Here is a 20689-nt window from a genome sequence, read left to right on the forward strand (position 1 = left end):
ACGTTTCATATATATTCCACAAAAAATCCAATAAATTTTTATTGATAAAAATGCTATTCATCCTTTATTCACATCTTACTCATACTAAGCTCCTAAAAATAGTAAGATAAATAAAAAAGGAACGGATTTCCGCTCCTTTTTTATCTTTTTACAATTATCAATCCATTTCCCTTTTAGGCTCTACCAACATGATATGGGATTCCTTTTCAGTGAAAGGTTTATGCTCAACGCCTCTCGGGACAATAAACATCTCGCCTTTAGAAATTTTCACCTGTCCATCACGAAAATCGATGAACATCTCCCCTTCAAGCACAATAAATAGCTTATCTGTATTAGGATGCTCATGCCATATAAAATCTCCATTAGCTTTAAAAAGCTGAATTTGATCGTCATTCATTTCACCAATCACTTGTGGATACCAATAATCGTTAATTTTAGATAACTCGTCATTTAGTTTAATAGGTTGGTAATGGATAATAATCCCTCCTCACTTTCAAATTCCACTATATTACAGTAATATAAGTAAAAAAGTCGTTATTACGCTTAAAAAGAAAATGCTCCGGCCAGAACTTTTCATTCAGATAGTACAAAGGAGTGATTTCAATGAAAGTACTTTCAATCCAATGTTTCCTTTAACTCTCCATAAGTATAGAACAGTGATTTTCAAATAAGAATGGACCCATGTTGACATTAGTATGGATTATTGATGAACTTCTCGCGATATTTAGTAGGCGAAATGCCAACTCGCTTCTTGAAAACTCTACTAAAATAAAAAGGGTCTGCGATTCCAACAGCCTGCGCAATTTGTTGTACAGGCACATCACTTGTACATAACATTTTTTGAGCCATCTTTATACGATAGTTCAATAAATATTCTGCTGCCCCCATACCTGCATGCTTTCTAAACACGTAAGAAAGACGATTTCGATTAACATTATTTTGTTCTGTAAGTGTATGAATTGTAATATCTTTATAATAGTATTTACGAACGTAACTAGATATTCGTTCGAATAAAGTATGCGACTCATAATTGCTTTCTCTATTGAAAACACTTAATAAAGCTTCATTCAACGCTTCGCGAAACAGCATTTCGGTCTGAAACATCGAAATGCCTCCACGCTGATTATATACATCCCAAAGACGCATAAGTAATTCGACAAGACGAGGAGATTGTCCTGTTAATAATTCAAAATGCTGATGAGTAAAGCCAGAGTCTTCTCGTTCTGAATTGCTTATCCGATATAAAACAAGAATATATTCCCAGTTTATTTCACCAAGCATTTTATGGGCTAATGTCATTTTTGCACCCCCATGTATAACTTTTCCTGGGGAAAGAGTATACGGCGTACCATTAAATTGAAATTGCGTCTTCCCTGTAATTGGAAATACAAATCCTGGGAAAGAATCTGTAGACTCAGCAAAAGGCACACCTGGATTTTTAGCATAACGATATACTCCTTCTACTGGGAAAGGAGTATTGGCAAGATACTCTGCTAACTCATTCACGTCTAACTTCACAATACACGCCTCATTTCAATAATAGTTTTCTTGTAATTCGCGAGATTAATTGGTGTACATTCTGGGAAACGCTAAACTAAAAATAGTACATACAACTTAACAAAATCTGATTATTAACCTATAAATATATTGTTTTTCATTTATTGACCAAAGTATCCTCCCTATATTATTGATAATGATTTTCATTGTAGTTTGATAAAAAAACATTTGTCAAGTTGGCTGGCCTAGAAAAATGATGAAACAAGGGGGATAGAGGAACAGTTCTGTTGCAAATAATACCTAGTCTTTGTTAACTAATTCCCCTCAAAACTGGAATGATCATGTTAATAGTTGTAATGACTTTATTAGTTACAGCACTTACAGCATGTGGAAATAATCGTAATCCTGAAGAAGTTGCTACAGCGTATTTCGAAGATGGAAACAGCCTACTATCAAATTAAATGATAGTAGGCTGGCTGTTAAAATTATTTAAGAACTGGGTTATGTTCTAAATGATAAGCTTTCATTATCAAAAAGAGTATTACTAGTTCCCTCCACAAACAAAAACACCCTATCACTTCGGTTCTAAATTTAGCACCTTCCCCTCTATCCCCTCCGTATTCAATGTAGTCGTATGATACGTGCCATTTACCCAATCATCTATTTGATCATGATACCAATCGCTTCTAAAATGGCCCGACTGTCCTGGCCCTACGATATGATAACCGTTTGACATATCTTTCGTATCAATAATGAATCTCCAAGACGCCCCGTGATTTACAATGCCGTTTTCGCCGTAACTCGCTGCTTGCACGGTAACTTGGCTCCCACCAATCGGAACTGGTTTCTTACGATTAAAAGCGAGTAATGCTAACATACTCGATGATTTCGAAATTGGATGTGTAAAAGCGAGTTGATGGTAATCGCCCCACCTCCACTCTCCAATATCGGGTCCATATTCCTTCTGCAATTTCTTCATTACATTCTCGTACGATGTATGCACAACTTTTGTGAAACCTCCGTACTTCGTAAACCAAACGCTATTTTCTCCCGCTACTTCTTTTCGAATCAATTCATCAACAACTTGTGACTTCCCTTCAAATAACTCCATTACATCTTTCGGTATTTCTTTTGAAAATAACGTATTTGAAATCTCTTTCATTAACAAATGGAATATTAATGGTGCTGCTTCATCTTTACTATCGTAAAAATTCCACTTTGTTAATTGGTCTACGCCTTCTTTCTCTACCTCATTTAAAGATGCTTTATTTAACTCTTTTAAAAATATAGGAGTAAACTCTTTCCCATATAAATTCTTTTGATCCATCTGTAACTCTTCTAAATCTTTCACCGTATACTTTTCCTTCTCTTGCAAAAATTCTTGAATACGCATTTGCCTATATGGCTGCGCCCACGTATTGCTAATATGATACGGATAATCATCATCAACAATTTTATTATTCGCAGTTGAAATAAACCCTTGTTTTGGATTAATTACTTTTGGAAGTTGATCAAACGGGATATACCCTTCCCATTCATATTCATCTGTCCATCCTGGAACAGGTAAGCTACCATCACCTTTTTTACGCACTGGTATATTTCCATTCGCTTTATAAGCAATTGTGCCGTCGTTTGATGCAAACACAAAGTTTTGGGTTGGTGTATGAAAATCTTGAAGAGCGGTTTCAAACTCATTCCAGTCTTTTGCTTTGTTCATATTTAATACAGCTTTTAACTCAGCTGACGGTTCTAAAGCTGTCCACTTTAAAGAGAATACTGTTTTCGTTTTCTCCTTCCCCTTATCCGCAAACTCTGAAATTACTGGTCCATGCCTCGTAATCGTAACGTTATAAGGAATTGTCTTCCCGCCTTTTACTTTAATAGACTCGTCTACAACGGTAGCTTTCTCCCATTTATCGTTATACAGAAATTCATTTTCATTATTAGGATTTCTCTTCTCAATATATAAATCTTGCACATCAGGCCCTGTATTCGTAACACCCCACGCTATTTTGTCATTGTGTCCTAATATAACACCTGGTACTCCAGCGAAAATAACGCCACTCACATTTAAACCTTTCATTTCAAGTCTCGTTTGATACCAAATAGAAGGCGTCGCAAGAGATAAATGAGGATCATCTGCTAAAATTGGCTTACCTGACGCACTCTTCTCACCGCTCACAACCCAGTTATTACTACCGTTAAACTCCGGCGGAATTATCGTTTTTGAAAAACTTTGTGCTACGTCCACATTTGTATTTTTCAGTTCAGCTAGCAATCTAGGAGCATCTTTCGGATATGCAGGAAATAGCTCATTCGCTTGCTCTTTCGGAAGATTTTTCAGCGCCCAATATCGAAATGCCTGTCCGTGCCAATGTCCTCCTAAGTCAAACGCCATATACTTCCCAATCGTTAAAGTATCAACAATTGACCACTCAGCAGGTTCATAACCTAATATAGTAAACTCAACTGGTAATTTCTTTTCCTTTTTCGCCTCACGTATAAAAGCGTTCACCCCATCAGCAAATGACTGCAGGGCATCTTTCGCTTCTCCATTATATTGACTAACTGAAGCTTCGGCCGCTCGCCGTAAACCGAGTGTTCGAAACAATTTATCTCGGTCAACAGCTGCTTCCCCAACAACTTCACTTAACATACCAGAAGCTTGTCTTCTACTTAAGTCCATTTGAAACAAACGATCTTGCGCTTGCACATATCCTTGTGAAAAATATAAATCATGTGCAGTTTCCGATCTAATATGCGGTACACCTTTACTATCACGCTTCACCGTAACAGCCTGTTGTAAATCCTCTAGCTTTATCGTTCCATCTATCTTTGGCATAGATTTCAGCGTATATATGTTCAAAAAAATCGCAGCGGAAATAACTAACAAAAGAACGATACTACTAGCCCAAATAAAAATTCTTTTTCCCCTTTTTCGTTTCTTCTTTATAACGACTTCCATATAACCACCCCTTTCTCACACTATTCGCTTCTATAGTAAAAGAACCTTTTAGACTAGAAAAAATCCTTATCCAAACTATGGATCATACGAACCAAATACTTCTCTCCTATGCATTCCTTCACTAAAATCTACTCGTCCTTTCTTACACCAATTCCTCAAAATCCCCTTCACATAAGCTAACGTTTTCTTATTATTTTCAAACGCAATTTTAAGTGCCTCTAACACTTTCTCTCCAGAAAGTCTTTGTATCCAATTCTTCAATTCCTTCACAATATATGGGGATAAACTACTAATATTTTGTTCATAAAACTTATAAACTTCACTATTTGGAACGTCCTCTTCTATGGTTTCCACCTCTATCTCTTCCGTTTCTTCTTTCTCTTCAATAACTACTTGTGAACTACTATTATCCTCTTCTTTTGGCATACCAAAATGCTGCAGTACTAATGGAATCTTGTATTCTTTTTCAAGGCATTTACGTAAAAATATATGTATGAACTCATTACTTTTTATAGTCTTTAACTCACGTAATACGCACTTCTCCACATTCGTATTTGAAATAGGGTTATAGTGTAACCAATTTATTATGAATACCTCTTTCGTTTCCGTATCATATAGAATCTTTCCATACTCAACAAACCTGTTTAGCAACTTCTCAACAGTCTCCATACTATAACCTGTTTCAAGCTCTGCCACACGCTTCGGTAATATGTAGATACCACATTGCTTCGTTTTCGTACCAGTTAACAAATATATGTAAAAATAACGCTCCTCTGGCGTTAAATCTAATATGAATTCATCTTGCCAAAAGTTCACCTGCACATTACGGTATACCGCCATATGTTTCCCTCCACTCTTTGCTAGTAAATAGGAAAATTTTAATCCTTCATTATAAAGATAGGAATGCGGGAATGGTTTTGGCATTCGAATTACAATTTTTTTACTACTACAACGCCGGTTTCATTTTTTCGCGCTTGTTTTGTTCTTGTAGTTGTTTTTGTTTTTGCTTTTGTTTTTTCTTAGTGATTTATTACTTGGTAGGGGCTTATGAGGGGCTTGGAAGGGCATTCTACATTACAATCTATCAAATACAATTGTTCTTCCTACTAAATAGGAGCTATTCCAAATTATTATTTTGGATAGCTCCTTTCAAATTCTTCTTATTTTTTACTTCTACCAATGTCAGCTTCTACATACAATTTCTTCTGCTATTTGCGGGCAGTAAAACTCTCATTTCAAAATTTGGTGAATAAACTGCTTGATTGCAATGCGAGTGGCCCTCACTGATTAAAGTTTCATTTTATTTTTGCATTGAATCTAACATCTTCACAATAAAGGCAGCCGCCTGACCACGAGTTGCTGTGCCTCGAGGATCAAACTCATTATTTCCAATACCATTAACTACCTTTAAACTGTATAATCGTTGAACCGATTCTTTGTATGTTATTAAATGCTTATCTGTAAATGGTAATGCTACTAACTCACCTGTAATTCCTTTATATCGTAATGCTTTGTCAATCATAATAGATACTTCTTCACGAGTAATTGGTGCGTTAGGATCAAAAATCCCTTCACCACGACCATTAATAATTCCTGCACTTGCACAACGTTTAATACCGTCATGAAGTGATGGATGTGCCTCATTAATATCTACAAATGACTTATTTCCCTCTGGTAGTTTAAGAGCATTCGAGATTAATTTCGCAAACTCCGCTCTCGTTACATTTCGATATGGAGCAAATACACCATTGCCTTCGCCTTGCATAATACCTAGACTGTTTAATTTACGAATATGCCCTTCAAACCATCCACCTGTAATATCATCTTTTGTTTTTTGTACTTCTTCCTTAGGCTTTTGTACTTCTTCCTTTGGTACATTGTAGTTAATTTTAATCCAACTTGGGTCATAGAAAATCCATTCTCCATTACCTACTTTATACCAACCATTTTTAACCGCTAATACTTTGTAACGATCTCCGTTTGAAGCTTTACGTACAACACGATGTTCAATGCCCGCATCACTACGTACATTGATGCCACTACCATTTACCACTAGTTCCATGCTAGGTTCAGCTGGATTATTTTCATTTGGATTAAATGAGTCATTTTTATCTTGTAAAGGCGTATCAATCTGCGCATTTATATTTGCATACCACTGAATTCCTTGTACGAAACCAGCCCAATTACCTCGTGAAATTAAAATGTCAGGACATTTTTTCCCACTCCATTGTTGATGCTTGTATATATGATCTGCACCAATTCCTTCTTTGTTCATTAAATAACCTGCAAGTCGTTTTGCATTTTCTAACGCTTTATTGTAATCACCGTCTTGGTTAACCGCAATCTCGATACCGATAGACTCCCTGTTTCCTGAACCATCTCCATCTCCTGCATGCCAACCATTTTCGTTTGTTGGTAAGTGTTGATAAATTTGTTTATCATCTACAGTAAAATGCCATGAAGCTGTTCGGAAAGTGCCTTCAGTTGCTTGCTTGTATAAATATTTCGCATGATTTTCAGCATTAGCACCAGCGGCTGTATTTGCGGTCTCATGGATTGTAATGTAACGTGCTTTCATCGGATTCGCAGGACGAATATCAGGATTTCCTGCTGGAACAATCCACTCCACAAATGGAACTCCTGCAAGTGTTCCATATTTCTTCGTACTCTGTGCACTATATTGAATACCTCTTGGCTTTGCAACAGGTTTCATTTGACGATCAGATCCATCATTTCGACCATCTACAGATTCAAATGCCTTTTCAATGTTTGAAATAGCTTCCTTTTCTGCTACTTGTCCCTTCTTAGTATCCTGCATTTTGTTTAATTCTTCTGTTTCATCATGTTTATGCTTATATTCTTCTAAAAGCATTTTTTCATTTTCAGATACTTCTGCTTCGTTAATTTGTACATGATCAGGAACTTCCAACTTGAAATTAGAATAATTTAATCCGCTCGTTCCGTGTTCTCCTTGGGCAATATTAAGTTGATCAGTTTGAGATTTGTTGATCTCTTCTGCTGATGCTGATAAAGGTACGCTCCCTAAAATCACTAGACTTGTTGATAGTGCGATTACTTGTTGTTTGATTGTCTTATTCATTATTATAATAGATACATACACATTCCCGCCGTGTATGTATCTCAACCTCCCTTTATTGTCACATTAATTTTTTAAAATATGAATCTACTATGTACTTTTAATGCATTTTCTTTTTATTCGTATATTTAAATTATCATATTTTATACCCATTAAGAAAATATTTATATGTCATCCCTACAGATGAATTTCATCTAACATACTTTTTATAAAATTCATCAACAAACATTATTTTACAACTAATTACAAATACCGTCAAAATAATCAATTTAAACTTAGACAAATAACTGGCATACAATTTCATAATAAGAGATCCTATACTATCGAAATACATCTATTACAAATTCCCTTTAACGTTTTCAACAATCTCATTTATCGTATTCCGATCAAACTTATCACTAATTTCATATGACTCACGATCTCCTACGAATTGCACGCCTACGATATCATTGCGATCCTTACCGTATTGCACTTCAATAATAGATCCTCGCTCTATTTGTTTCCAAATGAGACCTGCTTCATCTTTATTATCTAAAATAATGCAGTCTTCAATATTTTCATCAATCCCAATTAATTTATTATCATCCATATATCCAATCTCGTATTGTTGCCGTTCTTTCGCTTTGCCACTTACTAATATACCTTTGCTACCATATGAGTAATCCATATAGTCCTTTTTCTCCGTTTGTACCGCTTTCGGCTTTTGTGCTTCAGTTTTTTCAGCAGTCCCACAACCTGTAATAAGACTGATTGGGATAACCACTATTAATACTAATCTAGTAAATTTCTTTATCATTTGTAACCAACCTCATATATTTAATGCAAAACTCCATTTATTACTCTATTAAAGAATAACATGATATTAAGTAAACAGAACGAAAGATAACATATTCTTTACATACCCACTCTTTAATGAAGGACTAGGCCATTTAAACCTAGTCCTACATAACTTTAACTTTGCTTCACATACTTAATTGTATGAAATGACGTCTCATTAAATAATTGCAAGTTTTCCCCATCATAATCTTGAACTTTATATGCTATTTTCTTTTTTTGAATTGTATCTTCTACACCGTCTACTAAACGTTTATTGAGATGTAAATAGATTGTAAAAGCTTCCTTATCATATTCCCAAGTGCCTTCAATATAATTCTTTTTATTTGGATACTCACCTTTACCATACGTTTCAAATGTCTTATCACCTTTTAGAATAAGTGACATAATGAAACCGTCTGTTCCTTTGAATCCCCAATTACCGATTAATTCCGTACCATCTTTCACATTCTTCATAACGTTATCCGTATTAATTCCAGCTTTCTTATCTAACTCTTTCAAATCTTTCACAGATACTGTACCGTCACCGATTTTAATATCCCCTTCAAGATCTTTGAATGCCTTAAGCCAGTAAATATCTCCTTCTTTCACTAACTTTTCGGATTTCTCCATTAACTCTTTATCAGTCTTATCGCCTTTTTCTCTTTTTTCTTTTCGGGTGAATACTTCATTTATTAAAGAAAAAGACTCTCTAAAATAACCAATTGCTTTTTCAAAATCCTTTTGTTGATTTACATACTCTGCAGGGGGATCTATCGACTCAAATTTATCTAACACTTTATTTAATTCTTTCACACTATCTACTATATCTGATTTCTTTTTCTTACCGTCAAAAACCTCTCTTGTAATATTGTTATGCTCCGCAAACAACTTATCAAACTCTACCCCTAATTTATACACTTTATTAGGATAGTCTTCCTTTGAAACTTTTTCTTTCTTACTATTAGACTTCGATTCTTTTACTTTAGACTCTTCCGTTTTCTCCTGTTTAGAAGTGTTCGTTTTCTCAGAAACTCCACAACCAAATAACAACATGACCGGAACTGCTACCCCTAGTAGTTTCTTTGCATTCATGACTGATTTCTCCTTCTACTTGAATAGATTACTCTTACTATACCCATCCTCTTTTTTTATCTTGTAATTAAAGTTACAACTGCAATAACTCCTAAAATTGGTCCCCAATATTCCATTTTTATAAAAAATAGCGAGTGTTTTTTGTTAAACATAACTTTTTCACCAGTTTCGGCATCTATATAAACTTTACCATCTGGCTTATTAATATATTTACCTAAATACCAAGACATAACCCCTGATATAATAAACATTACCGCCATTGGCCAACTATGGTCTTGAAAATATGTAGCGTCCCCCGTTATAGATCCAAAGATAGCCTTACCCAAAAGAGTATTAATAATTACAATAATTGCGACTAAAAAACCCCAACCAGACCAAATAATCATTTATTTCTCCTCCTAAAGCATACAACTTTGTGCTTTATGTTAATTTGAACTGCAAACGAAAACGTTTAAAAAACCGAATATTCAGACGTTAATAATTATATTTAGCTTACATTCGATTCTAACTTTAATGTTCTAAATGCAAATGAACCAGATATAATTTGTAAAATTGTCGGAATAAGTAAAAAGAATAATGACATAAATAACATAACTATAGGAATCACAATCATACAAACTCCATAAACTTTATTATTAACCTTGTTTACTAAACACGATAAAATGAACAACCCTATTTGAACCGTTAAAATAATAGAGTAATAAGCTAAAAGTTCGTAATCAACACCTTCCATAATATTAAACGCTACAACTATTAATATTATAGAAATAATAATTCCCAAAATGCCACCAATTAAACCTAATACAAATTCAGGCGTTCTTTTCAATTCAATCCCCCTTTTTTGAAAAACTAACAACTTGTATATTTTTCCCATTCACCATCATACCAAATATTTATTGGAAAAACTATACAAATCATTTTTATTCTACTGTACTTTACTTCTAACTATAGATAACTTGTAGCAGTTACAAAATTAAAACCTTCACAATTACTTACTGAATTGTCATATTGAAAATTATAAATTAAAACGATAGAATTATAGGATTTATTTAATTTAACTACTTCCTTAATTCGAGAAAGTATTTTATCATCATATGAACATCCCGTTAATAACATAGAAATGTCATCACTCGCTTCTTCTAACACTTCCTTTTCAATAAAATCTTCATCTACATCAATCATATCAATATTAAAATCAACAAAAAATCTTGCTGGTATAGAGTCTCCTTCTTCATCATACGTAACATCTATATATGTATCCAACTGATCTTGCGTTTGCATATTACCGAACCATATTGAAACCATTCCGTGTACTTCCATTAATAGCGTCCTCCATTATGAATATATATTCTCATTCAACTTACGCTTTAAAATTCATGATTTTTATAAAAACCATTTCTTCTTTCCTTTCAGTCAAATAGGATTATTCGGAAATTCATTGTCATACTTATGAATTAGCGCTTTATCATTTTCATCAATTGGTACTTCACCTAAGTATTTATGTTTCCAAATAATCATCTGATCACTAAAACTATATTCTGTATCGAACCAATTTGTATAATCGAAATGCATGTTAAATTCCCCACTATGTTCCAGAGACATTGTAAAAGAGTACCAAAGCTCTTGCTGATTATCTTTGAAAACATTTCTTAATTCCTTACTCAATTTATATAAAAAATCTTCTTTCCTTTCAAACTCCTCTTCATCAACTTCGTATTTAAAAGGAATTTCTACACTATACTTATAATTTTCTTTATTTCTGAAGTTGTTATAGAAAAAGTAAGTTCCCCCTCCATCTTCTGATATTTGTGCATAAAAATAAAATTTCTCCCATTCTTCTGGAATCATGGCATGAACCGTTTCCGCTATCTCTCTATATAATCGATTCAATTTTATTTCCAATTAAATTCCCCCTATTTAATTTTCATCACTTATTTTTTCTATATTATACCATTCTTTTAATTAGCTCTTTATTTCATCTACAATTCAAACCAAGTTTCGATACTTTTAGAAAGTAGACATACCTTTTGAATACAATTAGTATTAACATATGAAATACGAAAAGCTTAAAAAGGCTTTCACATGAAGAAAGGAAGTTGCAAAACTATGGATCTTAAAACAGTTATGCAAGAACTTGAAGCTCTAGGTAAGGAACGAACGAAAAAAATATACATATCTAACGGTGCGCATGAGCCAGTATTCGGAGTAGCTACAGGTGCCATGAAACCAATCGCTAAAAAAATAAAATTAAATCAAGAATTAGCTGAAGAACTTTATGCCACAGGCAACTACGATGCTATGTACTTTGCAGGTATTATTGCCGATCCAAAAGCTATGAGTGAGTCTGATTTTGATCGCTGGATAGACGGGGCATATTTTTATATGCTATCTGATTATGTGGTGGCAGTAACTTTATCGGAGTCAAATATCGCACAAGATGTTGCTGATAAATGGATTGCAAGTGGGGACGAGCTTAAAATGTCTGCCGGCTGGAGTTGCTACTGTTGGCTATTAGGAAATCGCAAAGACAATGAATTTTCCGAAAGTAAAATTTCCGATATGCTTGAAATGGTGAAAGATACAATTCATCATTCTCCAGAACGAACAAAATCCGCTATGAATAATTTCCTAAACACCGTGGCAATTTCATATGTACCACTACACGAAAAGGCAGTTGAGACTGCAAAAGAAGTTGGTATAGTTGAAATCAAACGTGATAAGAAAAAAAGCAGTTTGTTAAATGCTACAGAGAGTATTCAGAAAGAACTTGATAGAGGAAGACTTGGTTTTAAGCGTAAGTATGTAAGGTGTTAAAAAAGATTCGTATTAGGGTGTCAATCTGATAAAGATTGATACCTTTTTCATTCAGGTTATATATCCCCTCATTTACTTTTAACTTATATTAAAAAATAATATCCTGATAACCTACTTCCATTACCTTTTCATTTAATAATCGAACTCCTACACCATTTTCTATATCCCACGTACAATTAAATGTAATTCCAACCTCTCGCCCTTCCGTAATATCTGCATACGGAACAACAATACCCTCTAAACCGATCATCTCTAGTATTTGATCAGTTGTTTCAACTAATGGATAATTTTCTTGCACTCCAATATCATATCCCAATTCACATCTCCTTTGTTTGTAATAGCCTAATATAGACTGTAGTAAACTTGTTTGTACCTCTTCCCAATTTTTTATTAATGATTGATACGCTACATACTGCCCTTCATCAAACATCTCATCTTCTTCACCATCTATCATCAAATCAATCTCAGTTACATTGCCTATAAAAGTTATAAGCATACGCTTACCCCAAGCATAATTATATTCAATCTCTCCAAAAACTGAATCGTTCATTGTCATTTATCCGTCACTCCTCTCGCACTTATTACTAAGGTGGCCCTGCTTATTGTTAACTCCCATCAACACTTAACATTTGAAATATTCTTTCAAAAACATATAAAACGTTGGCCAACTCTCCTTTAATTCTCCATTTAAAAGTAATTCATCTCCACCTTCAAAATTTACTGAGTAAACTTTATCAGTTACACTATCAAGGACCAATGCAGCATTTGCTGTCATTTCCGTTAAAACTAAATACTTATTAGGAAATCCATGTTCCTTTCGAGCAATAATTGTGTAATATTCAATATTATTCTCTTCATCTATAATATCAAGTAATTCATAAGGAACGTGCTCGTCCCAAAAAGGTCCTGCAAATCGATAATAAAACTCTCTAAATGTATTAGACACTTCTACACCTAACCTATTTATTACTTCATTCACCTGACCTTTATCTTCCCGTTTATATATATCTTCTTCCAAGACTTCTTCTAAACGATTTGGCAAAGCATGCATTTGTATCCCTCCTTTACAAGGTTTATCCATGTGTTTATGAAATGAATTTGCAGCTCCCTGCAAACTACCTGTACGGCATAGAACCAATAAATGTAACCTCTAAACCATCAAACATATCCTCTCTTTTCACTTCATTATATTTAAAATCATAAAGAACAATAGCAAAGTTAATATCGTTCGCTAAACTATCTCCATTTACTAGCTTTTTTATTTTAGGAATAATTCGTTCACTATAAGAAAAATCATTTAAAATATGTTCAATTTCCCTTTTATTATTCTTATAAAAACAAATTTCAATATTATCTTCATCATAATAACCGAATTCAAAGCTCGTCCCAAACTTTGAATGAACTGAATCACCATCTATCGTGTAATCTATATCGACATACTCCTCAAGATTTTGGAGTGATTTAGAAATTCCAAACCAAACTGAAGCCATTCCACTATATTCCACTTTTCCACGCCCCTCTAGCCGGTCTATAATTCATATAAACATTCTTCACTTTACTATTTTTGTAATCTCAAACTAGAAATCAACTCATTTAAACTATTCGAAACCTCTATAAACAACCACGTTCGAAATCCTCGAATTCGTTCTTTCCACTTACATTATTTAAAACAAATAGTGAACCATTTCTTTCTACCACTATAGGAACCTTATCTTGTCCCTTAATAACTCGTGATTAAGTCTTCACCCTCATATCTAGGGTCTTTCTCCACTTTACCATCTTTTGTTTTGATGACTTTTAGTCTACCTAACCACTCTGCTCCGTTATATGTCTCTTCACTTACCCATACATTATGCTTTTTACCGTCTACCTCAACTACTAATGTTGGGTGTGTAAATATGAATTCCTCCTCTACATGCCTACCTACAATTTCTGCATGTAATGATGTACCTTCTTCAACTAGTTTACTATTCTGATACCCTTCGATAATAGATAATCCAATAAATACAAAGAATATCAGTTCAAATACGGTCACTTTCTTCTTTGTACTCCATTTATTCTTTTCTTTCACTTCTAATTATTCATATAAGCTCTCAATTTCCATACACCAAAAAGAACCCTTTTCCATACACTTATCATCAATTTTTTTCACTTCTTCCTTCAACCAACTTATTGTACAATCTGGTATATTATTATCGATAAAGGCATCCTCACCATTTATCATTTATCTCTACTGCCTTATCAATCATTTTTGAATATACTAATAAACATGCTGCAAATTGTTGTATAGAAGAATTCATAAACACTTCTTTATACGCATCACTATTATTTAGAAATACTATTTTTTCTTGTTTTTCAATTATACAAATTGGATCTCCAGAACTTGTTGTTCCTAAATACCAATATTTTCGAAACTCTTCTGGCATATGAAATACATTTATAATAGACCTTACGAAAGACTGAGATGAAGTAAATTCTAAATATGGTGGCGGTGTTTCTGGCAAGCCTCCTATAGACAAAAATCGTTTCACTTCAGCTGAAAAGTTTTTGTTTATTAATTCTTTTTCAGGAAATGTAATGAGTGGGCCATCTTTATTAACATCCCATTTCTCCCGAAAATCCTCTGGTAATATCATTTTTTCACCTTCTTGATGTGTTTATGTCTTTTAAGATTTAATTGGGCTACTAGATGTATTTTTATTTTTCCCACACTAAAAATACCATCTAGTATTATCTACACTTATTCACTAAAACTCCCTAGTTCTTCTGTCCAAAAACATCCTTCCGTTAAAGCAACTGCATCAATTTCTTGAAGTGCACTAGAAATCCACTCCACCAAATCTTCAGGTATATTTTTTTCAATATAAGCCTTTCTTCCATTGGCAGCCTTTACTTCTTTTATAAATTCCACATAGACAAGTAAAGATTCTGCAAACTTCTCTATCGTACTATTTATAAGAACGACTTTATTTTCATTGTCATAATCTATATATACGAGTTGTGATTTAGATTCATCAATACAGATTGGATTCCCACTACCAGTAAATCCAAAATATATAAACTTATCATACATCGTACCTAATTCATTTTGTATCTTGCTCAACCTTATCCCGCCACCGTTATCCGCAGATTCAAATGTAAGAAATGGAGGAGCAGACTCGGGAAAACCTGCTTTAATTAAGAAGTCTTTCGTTTCTTTCGAGAAGGAAAACGAGTGAATGATTTTTTCATTATAATGAATTAAACCGTATATTTCTTCATTCCAATTCACTAAAAAATCTTGTGGTGAGATCATTTTATCCTCCTGTATATCATACACTCTGTATTCGATTTTACTCGTATATTGCTTTCTTATACGACTACATGTCCATAAAAATACTTTTTACCAATCTTCCATTCTTTCTTTGTTAAAACATCGATATATGACATCAACTCTCTATTTTTTTCATTTGTTATTATCGTATCGTATTGAATAGGACATTTGATTCCACTCCAAATTGATAAAACGGAAGGTATAGTAACAACATTATAAGTAGTTCTATCTCTTAAAGAACTCATAACTTCCGAAACTAACTCCTTTGCCAAATCTCCAGGAAAAGATAGTCTATTACGATAATAGTATTCTTGCGTATCGTTATTTTCGATAAATTTAGAATAAGCTTCATTAAATTCTTCTAACGATACTTCATAATACTCGTCCTTAATTCCAAGCATCCATGAAAGTTCATTTCTTATAGCTTTTTCAACAAAGGTATCTTCCCACTCTTCTAGTAATGCTAAAAGATATGGTACTACATGATATGAAAGAGTTTCACTAGCACTTACTACAAAATTATGAACTCCATCCTCTGAAGCACTTGAAAGGAATTTCAAATTATTCGTTTCTAATAAATCATCATGAGTAGCTACTGAACAAAATAGTCTAGTGCATAAATGCAAAACAAGCTCATTTCGAGTACTATTCATAAGTTCAATTAGTAACCCCTTTACGGAGAAATCACCTAACTTTAACAATTCGTTAATTAAAATAAAGGATTCTGTCTCTGTTGCACTATCCCTTAAGTTAGACTTAAGAGTTTCAATTGTATGATTAGAAACTTTTCCATACCAAATATCTTTTTTTAAATGCTCTAAGTCCATCATTCTCTCTCCTTTTATTGCTGCTTACATTTATACGAACCATTTCATATGAATAATATTATTAATCATGTAACTTATTTAAAAACTCCGTAAAATTATTAGCAATATGGTATACATTTTCTCTTGCTCTTTCCTCTGCTTCCTCAGCCGTAATCCCTTCACTTTCCATCAATGTTTCCTTTTCCCATGCCCCCTCATGTTCCCAAAAGACGACAATTGGATCTTCTTTATGATTTTTATAATCAAAGCAGATTAAACTTCCTGCTGGGTCAAATGCGAATGGCACCAATTCATTTGGTAGAGTAGAAATATACTGGTTATATACTTTAACGATATATTCTCTACTATCTACATCATAAGAAAGTAAAGTTCCAAATGCCTTTGTTATCGTATCTATTTCAAATTTATAAGGTAATACAGCTGAACCATTATTATTTGTAGCACATTCTACATAGTCACTTGGAAATATATACCCTATCCCTTTTCCCACATTGTCTATATATTCTGCTGAAACTGTCTCATCCGGTACTGGCCATGTTAAATCATTTCTCATTTAACTTCACCTCCTAACAAATCACATCACGTTTATCCGAAATAACTAATTGCATCATCAACCAACCATGCCAGTCGTATGTCTTCTTTTCTAATCGTTTCATTGTTATGTAAGTCTTTTCTTTCCACGCAATCAAATCAATTGACGCAGTCCACAAAATGTTGTCACCGCCTTTTGATGCACCGATTCCTAATGCCCCTGTGACAGCTGCTATTTCAATCACATTTTCTGAGAATCTATTTTCAAATCTACTTATTTCACTTGATTTACTCAATTTCGAATACATTCCTTTCATAGCCCACAGGCATAAGTACTTTGTGAGTTTTCCTGTTTTATTATAATTGGTCATGGTAACGCCTATATAGAATTATAGCTATAATTCTATATAGGCTTTTTTTCACCTGGAATTTTAAATTTATTTACATCATATTCTTTAATTATATATACTTTTATAGCTTCAAAATCTTTACCAAAAGCAAGAAATGGATTTTTTAAGAAATATATTATTTCTTCGTCGTCATAAATTCGGGCTTTAATTATTTCTTTGTCCGAGTGAAACGATAAATTGACTCCTTTGTAAAAATATTCGTAGTATCCTTCTTCATCCTGCTCACTCTTATCTTCAAAAGGAACAGATTCAATATAATATATATTCCCATTTACATTTATTGATTTCATACAGCATGACTTCCTTTTCAAGAATATTCATAAGAAATTAAATAGTCTCTGTCAATCATACCAAAAATAAGGGATTTACTTTTAGAATTTATAAAAAATATATAGGATTAAATTTAAATCTTTATATTTTTTTTCATATTACTTCATTATCTCTGTACAATTGTGTAATGTGTCACAGAAGTAGACATATTGCAATGAGTCGCAGTGAAGTGGGATATCCCTTGAGAATATAAAATAAGAAGATTAATCTAGAAAGACTATCTAGTTCGATCTTCTTTTATTGAATTTTTAATTAATGCATTTTCACCCTTAAAATAATATAATCAACGGGTGGATTATTATTTACATCCTCAACACTGGGTCTAATTTTAAAGTCAAATTCATTTGTTATATTTTTCAATGAATAAAGGTTTGTTCTATCTACACTTGTACGGGGCAATATATCCGAAAACGTAAAACGCATGAAGAATATGTTGCGGAAATATTAGAAAAACGCAGGTACGATATGCCGCAGAGTTTTTAGAAGTTCATAGCGATAATATTGAAGTTATAGAAACATACAAAGGCGCTAGAAATACCACAGAACACAAATGTAACTCATATAAAAATATATGGGAGGCAGCACCAACAAAGATTTTAAAAGGAAAGGGAGAGAAACATTATGTCAAAGTTATTACGTGAATTATCTAAACCGGATAGTGAGGCTCTGCGTTCCGAAGCACTAGAACAGTTGAAAGTTACTTCAGGTAAAATTGTCGCTTGTGATCCTCTTATTTTTAATGAAAATCACTTCGAACAAACAATTCAGCCAGGTACATATCCAATTGTTGCTTGGTGGCATAAGGAAGATGGAGTCATTGCTGGTGCTGAATTGAAATTGTCGGAGTCAAAAGCGGTAGGATGGAAGATGGCAACAAAACCAGGACAAAATGTCAGTGAACTGGAAGACGGATATATTTTTGGTTACCCAGTTGATACAGGCTTAGGCTGCTTTGCAGATGTTGAAGCAATTGGTAAATTAGAAGAAATAGAAGACAGGTTACAACAAGAACTAGGAGAAGAATTTACTAGTTTGTATGATGATCTTATAGATGACATACTAACAGAACATAATGAAGATTGGGGAAATTGCGTGGTGTGTGAGGAAACAGGAAGTAATATCATTATATTCCGTTCAGGTTATGGAGATGGATTTTATCCTTCCTATTGGGGAATCGATGAAGCAGGAAAAATTGTTTCACTTGTTACTGATTTTCAAGTGCTACATGAGGAAAATTGAGGACAACATCAATAATGATATAAAAGTCAATATTTTTTTCTTTTACAGCGTCTAATATTTGCAAATAACTCGTGGGATAATCTCCTTATATACTACTGGTTCTAATAAATAGGGTTATATTCTTAAGTGAATATAACCCGTCATTAATTCTAGTTGTATATTAACAGTTTTTTATTTAAATAATTTATTAACTCTACTGATGTAGAGTTAACGTCAAGTAACCCCAAAACATACATAATGGTTGATTTTAGAGTTACTAGTGCACTGTTTTATCACGATACAGGTGAACTTCACATACTCTACGCTCCGAAATTACTTTTTCTATAATTTCCTGACGGTTATATTCTACCTTCACTGTTTCACAGTTCCTCCAATGAGTAGGAGCAAATTTTTCATTTGACTCCAATACATCTAAAAGACGATTTAATATCTCTTCTTCGTTAAATGCTACTGTAGGATACATTGCCATTGTAAAATTATTCGGTTTCATTTTAATCTCCACTTTATTAGGATCAAGGTTATGTAACTATTTTCATTTATCACTGCCAGATAAGTTTGAATCCTTTCCCACTATTAATCATGTAACTTATTTAAAAGCTCCGTAAAATTATTAGCAATATAGGTTTCATACATCCTCCCTCAAAAAAAATCCCCACACTTATGTAAAAATAATCTTTCAACACAAATATGAGGACTTACTTATTTCATTACTATACTTTATACATTTTATTCGTTAAAATCTTCTTCTTTCAATTTATATACTCTATCTCTTTTCTCATCATTTTTGACAAAAATAAGCTTTTCTTCTTTAACAAAATCTTCTAATAGTAAGCATACTTGCCCATATGCTTTAGGCTTATTCGTTGTGAATCTCTCATCTGATATTTTACCAGCTCGTATTAATTGTTCGCATAACTCAAGTGCACTTATTTCTTCAGAATTAATTAACTCTAAAATATCCTTTTGTAAGGGCGATAAAGGTACGGGGATCTCAGCTACCTCCACCTTTTCTAGTTTGTTTTCTTCTTCAAATAAATCTTCGAATGAAATTTGATTCATACTTCTTTTCCTTTCTAACGATTGATTTGTATACCATGAACTGAATCCTATAGCGTATTTATTATTATGTATTACTTGCCTTTTTTCATAAATCTCAAACTCATGTACATCGTTTCATATAGTATATTTCGATTATACCAAATATACGTTCTATTTTCTATTGTAGAATTCGTTATAATAGGAATAAAATTATATACCTCCTGTAAAAAAATAGAAATATTATCTATAAATTTCTATAATAAAATAGCAAGAGTAAAATTTTATTATAGAAAGGTTCTGGTAACATGTTAGGTATTAATGTCGAAAAAACAAAAGATGAACTAATTATTTCATGGCAATTCTCTAAAATTCATATTCCATTATGTGAAATCACTGAGGTAATGGAAGATAATACATATGCTGGTGTTGAAGAAAAAAGCGCAATCCGAATTGGAACAGCATATGGTACAACTGATCGTATTTTAATTAAGACAGTAAAGCAAAATTATTTACTATTCACTACTAATAAAGTATCCATTTTAAATAAAATAAAAGCTTAATTGTTTTTCTTCCTATATTTAAACGTTAAACACCTACATTCTATTATAGGAAACGCTACAAAAGGTTCGTTGATTACTCCTGCTCCTAATTCGGAAGCATATGGTGAAACTATATAACACAAACACCCTAGCTCTTCGCTAGGGTGTTCTTAGTTTTATC

The 20689-nt window shown here is 33.1% G+C and carries 22 protein-coding genes and 5 pseudogenes; 3 read left to right on the forward strand and 24 right to left on the reverse strand.

The genetic code is table 11. The features are described from left to right. Window positions 1–157: 157 nt before the first annotated feature. From MHH55_RS10215 to MHH55_RS10265, 11 genes are all read right to left on the reverse strand, one after another. A complete protein-coding gene (locus MHH55_RS10215; RefSeq protein ID WP_000997182.1) occupies window positions 158–397 on the reverse strand; it encodes a cupin domain-containing protein in 240 nt (79 codons plus the stop codon). Between the two features lie 293 nt (window positions 398–690). Beyond that, window positions 691–1518: a helix-turn-helix transcriptional regulator gene (locus MHH55_RS10220; RefSeq protein WP_078186529.1), complete on the reverse strand. Its 828-nt coding sequence runs from the start codon at window positions 1516–1518 to the stop codon at window positions 691–693. A gap of 553 nt (window positions 1519–2071) precedes the next feature. Continuing rightward, entirely contained in the window at window positions 2072–4462 is a 2391-nt protein-coding gene (locus MHH55_RS10225) for a penicillin acylase family protein (protein WP_078186528.1), read from the reverse strand. A 75-nt stretch (window positions 4463–4537) separates the two neighbouring features. Then, window positions 4538–5386, reverse strand: coding sequence for a DnaD domain protein (locus tag MHH55_RS10230; RefSeq protein ID WP_139362429.1), 849 nt, complete (start codon window positions 5384–5386; stop codon window positions 4538–4540). Between the two features lie 376 nt (window positions 5387–5762). Next, complete coding sequence (locus MHH55_RS10235) at window positions 5763–7562, reverse strand: S-layer homology domain-containing protein (protein WP_139362430.1); 1800 nt, start codon at window positions 7560–7562, stop codon at window positions 5763–5765. 334 nt (window positions 7563–7896) lie between these two features. After that, window positions 7897–8355, reverse strand: a complete 459-nt coding sequence (locus MHH55_RS10240; protein WP_000591637.1) for a hypothetical protein — start codon at window positions 8353–8355, stop codon at window positions 7897–7899. 155 nt (window positions 8356–8510) lie between these two features. Next, window positions 8511–9467 (reverse strand): DUF3994 domain-containing protein, encoded by a 957-nt coding sequence (locus MHH55_RS10245; protein ID WP_000992202.1) that lies wholly within the window; start codon window positions 9465–9467, stop codon window positions 8511–8513. 56 nt (window positions 9468–9523) lie between these two features. Beyond that, window positions 9524–9853, reverse strand: coding sequence for a hypothetical protein (locus tag MHH55_RS10250; protein WP_000587854.1), 330 nt, complete (start codon window positions 9851–9853; stop codon window positions 9524–9526). Between the two features lie 101 nt (window positions 9854–9954). Next, on the reverse strand, window positions 9955–10293 hold the full coding sequence (locus MHH55_RS10255) for a DUF4064 domain-containing protein (protein ID WP_000831724.1): 339 nt from the start codon (window positions 10291–10293) through the stop codon (window positions 9955–9957). Window positions 10294–10412: 119 nt separating this feature from the next. Beyond that, window positions 10413–10787 (reverse strand): immunity 22 family protein, encoded by a 375-nt coding sequence (locus MHH55_RS10260; RefSeq protein WP_000451794.1) that lies wholly within the window; start codon window positions 10785–10787, stop codon window positions 10413–10415. A gap of 93 nt (window positions 10788–10880) precedes the next feature. Next, window positions 10881–11369 (reverse strand): antitoxin YezG family protein, encoded by a 489-nt coding sequence (locus tag MHH55_RS10265; RefSeq protein WP_000403547.1) that lies wholly within the window; start codon window positions 11367–11369, stop codon window positions 10881–10883. 204 nt (window positions 11370–11573) lie between these two features. Between MHH55_RS10265 and MHH55_RS10270 the strand changes: the two genes are divergently transcribed. Then, window positions 11574–12281 (forward strand): DNA alkylation repair protein, encoded by a 708-nt coding sequence (locus MHH55_RS10270; protein ID WP_000364669.1) that lies wholly within the window; start codon window positions 11574–11576, stop codon window positions 12279–12281. Between the two features lie 88 nt (window positions 12282–12369). On the opposite strand, the gene MHH55_RS10275 is transcribed toward MHH55_RS10270, so the two are convergent. The 11 genes and pseudogenes from MHH55_RS10275 to MHH55_RS10325 all read right to left on the reverse strand — a co-directional run bounded on the left by MHH55_RS10275 (window position 12370) and on the right by MHH55_RS10325 (window position 17652). Then, on the reverse strand, window positions 12370–12837 hold the full coding sequence (locus tag MHH55_RS10275; RefSeq protein ID WP_074555345.1) for a DUF6985 domain-containing protein: 468 nt from the start codon (window positions 12835–12837) through the stop codon (window positions 12370–12372). 66 nt (window positions 12838–12903) lie between these two features. Beyond that, window positions 12904–13332: an SMI1/KNR4 family protein gene (locus MHH55_RS10280; protein WP_000543093.1), complete on the reverse strand. Its 429-nt coding sequence runs from the start codon at window positions 13330–13332 to the stop codon at window positions 12904–12906. Window positions 13333–13396: 64 nt separating this feature from the next. Further along, complete coding sequence (locus MHH55_RS10285; protein WP_242245201.1) at window positions 13397–13786, reverse strand: immunity 22 family protein; 390 nt, start codon at window positions 13784–13786, stop codon at window positions 13397–13399. A gap of 53 nt (window positions 13787–13839) precedes the next feature. Beyond that, window positions 13840–13994 (reverse strand): annotated as a pseudogene (locus tag MHH55_RS10290) (SecY-interacting protein Syd); the annotation flags it as partial. 7 nt (window positions 13995–14001) lie between these two features. Further along, a pseudogene (locus MHH55_RS10295) lies at window positions 14002–14355 on the reverse strand (hypothetical protein); the annotation flags it as partial. Between the two features lie 3 nt (window positions 14356–14358). Next, a pseudogene (locus MHH55_RS10300) lies at window positions 14359–14917 on the reverse strand (SUKH-4 family immunity protein). A gap of 104 nt (window positions 14918–15021) precedes the next feature. Next, entirely contained in the window at window positions 15022–15576 is a 555-nt protein-coding gene (locus tag MHH55_RS10305) for an SUKH-4 family immunity protein (RefSeq protein WP_048525241.1), read from the reverse strand. A gap of 56 nt (window positions 15577–15632) precedes the next feature. Beyond that, on the reverse strand, window positions 15633–16421 hold the full coding sequence (imm47, locus tag MHH55_RS10310; protein WP_130055583.1) for an Imm47 family immunity protein: 789 nt from the start codon (window positions 16419–16421) through the stop codon (window positions 15633–15635). A 61-nt stretch (window positions 16422–16482) separates the two neighbouring features. Further along, window positions 16483–16974 carry an SMI1/KNR4 family protein gene (locus MHH55_RS10315; protein WP_078186525.1) on the reverse strand — a complete coding sequence of 164 codons (492 nt, stop codon included), beginning with the start codon at window positions 16972–16974 and terminating at the stop codon, window positions 16483–16485. 50 nt (window positions 16975–17024) lie between these two features. Further along, window positions 17025–17269 (reverse strand): annotated as a pseudogene (locus tag MHH55_RS10320) (DUF7021 domain-containing protein); the annotation flags it as partial. Window positions 17270–17355: 86 nt separating this feature from the next. Continuing rightward, a complete protein-coding gene (locus MHH55_RS10325) occupies window positions 17356–17652 on the reverse strand; it encodes a hypothetical protein (RefSeq protein WP_002024464.1) in 297 nt (98 codons plus the stop codon). A gap of 661 nt (window positions 17653–18313) precedes the next feature. Here MHH55_RS10325 and MHH55_RS10330 point away from each other — a divergent pair. After that, on the forward strand, window positions 18314–18931 hold the full coding sequence (locus tag MHH55_RS10330) for a DUF4241 domain-containing protein (protein WP_074555360.1): 618 nt from the start codon (window positions 18314–18316) through the stop codon (window positions 18929–18931). 259 nt (window positions 18932–19190) lie between these two features. On the opposite strand, the pseudogene MHH55_RS10335 reads toward MHH55_RS10330, so the two are convergent. Both MHH55_RS10335 and MHH55_RS10340 read right to left on the reverse strand, forming a co-directional pair. After that, window positions 19191–19421 (reverse strand): annotated as a pseudogene (locus MHH55_RS10335) (hypothetical protein); the annotation flags it as partial. Window positions 19422–19657: 236 nt separating this feature from the next. Continuing rightward, window positions 19658–19990, reverse strand: coding sequence for a DUF3895 domain-containing protein (locus MHH55_RS10340; RefSeq protein WP_078186762.1), 333 nt, complete (start codon window positions 19988–19990; stop codon window positions 19658–19660). A gap of 284 nt (window positions 19991–20274) precedes the next feature. On the opposite strand from MHH55_RS10340, the gene MHH55_RS10345 reads away from it, so the two are divergent. Next, on the forward strand, window positions 20275–20529 hold the full coding sequence (locus tag MHH55_RS10345) for a SunI/YnzG family protein (RefSeq protein WP_025708727.1): 255 nt from the start codon (window positions 20275–20277) through the stop codon (window positions 20527–20529). Window positions 20530–20689 lie beyond the last annotated feature (160 nt).

This window comes from Bacillus sp. FSL K6-2944 (genome assembly GCF_038005385.1).
Classification (GTDB): Bacteria; Bacillota; Bacilli; order Bacillales; family Bacillaceae_G; genus Bacillus_A; species Bacillus_A cereus.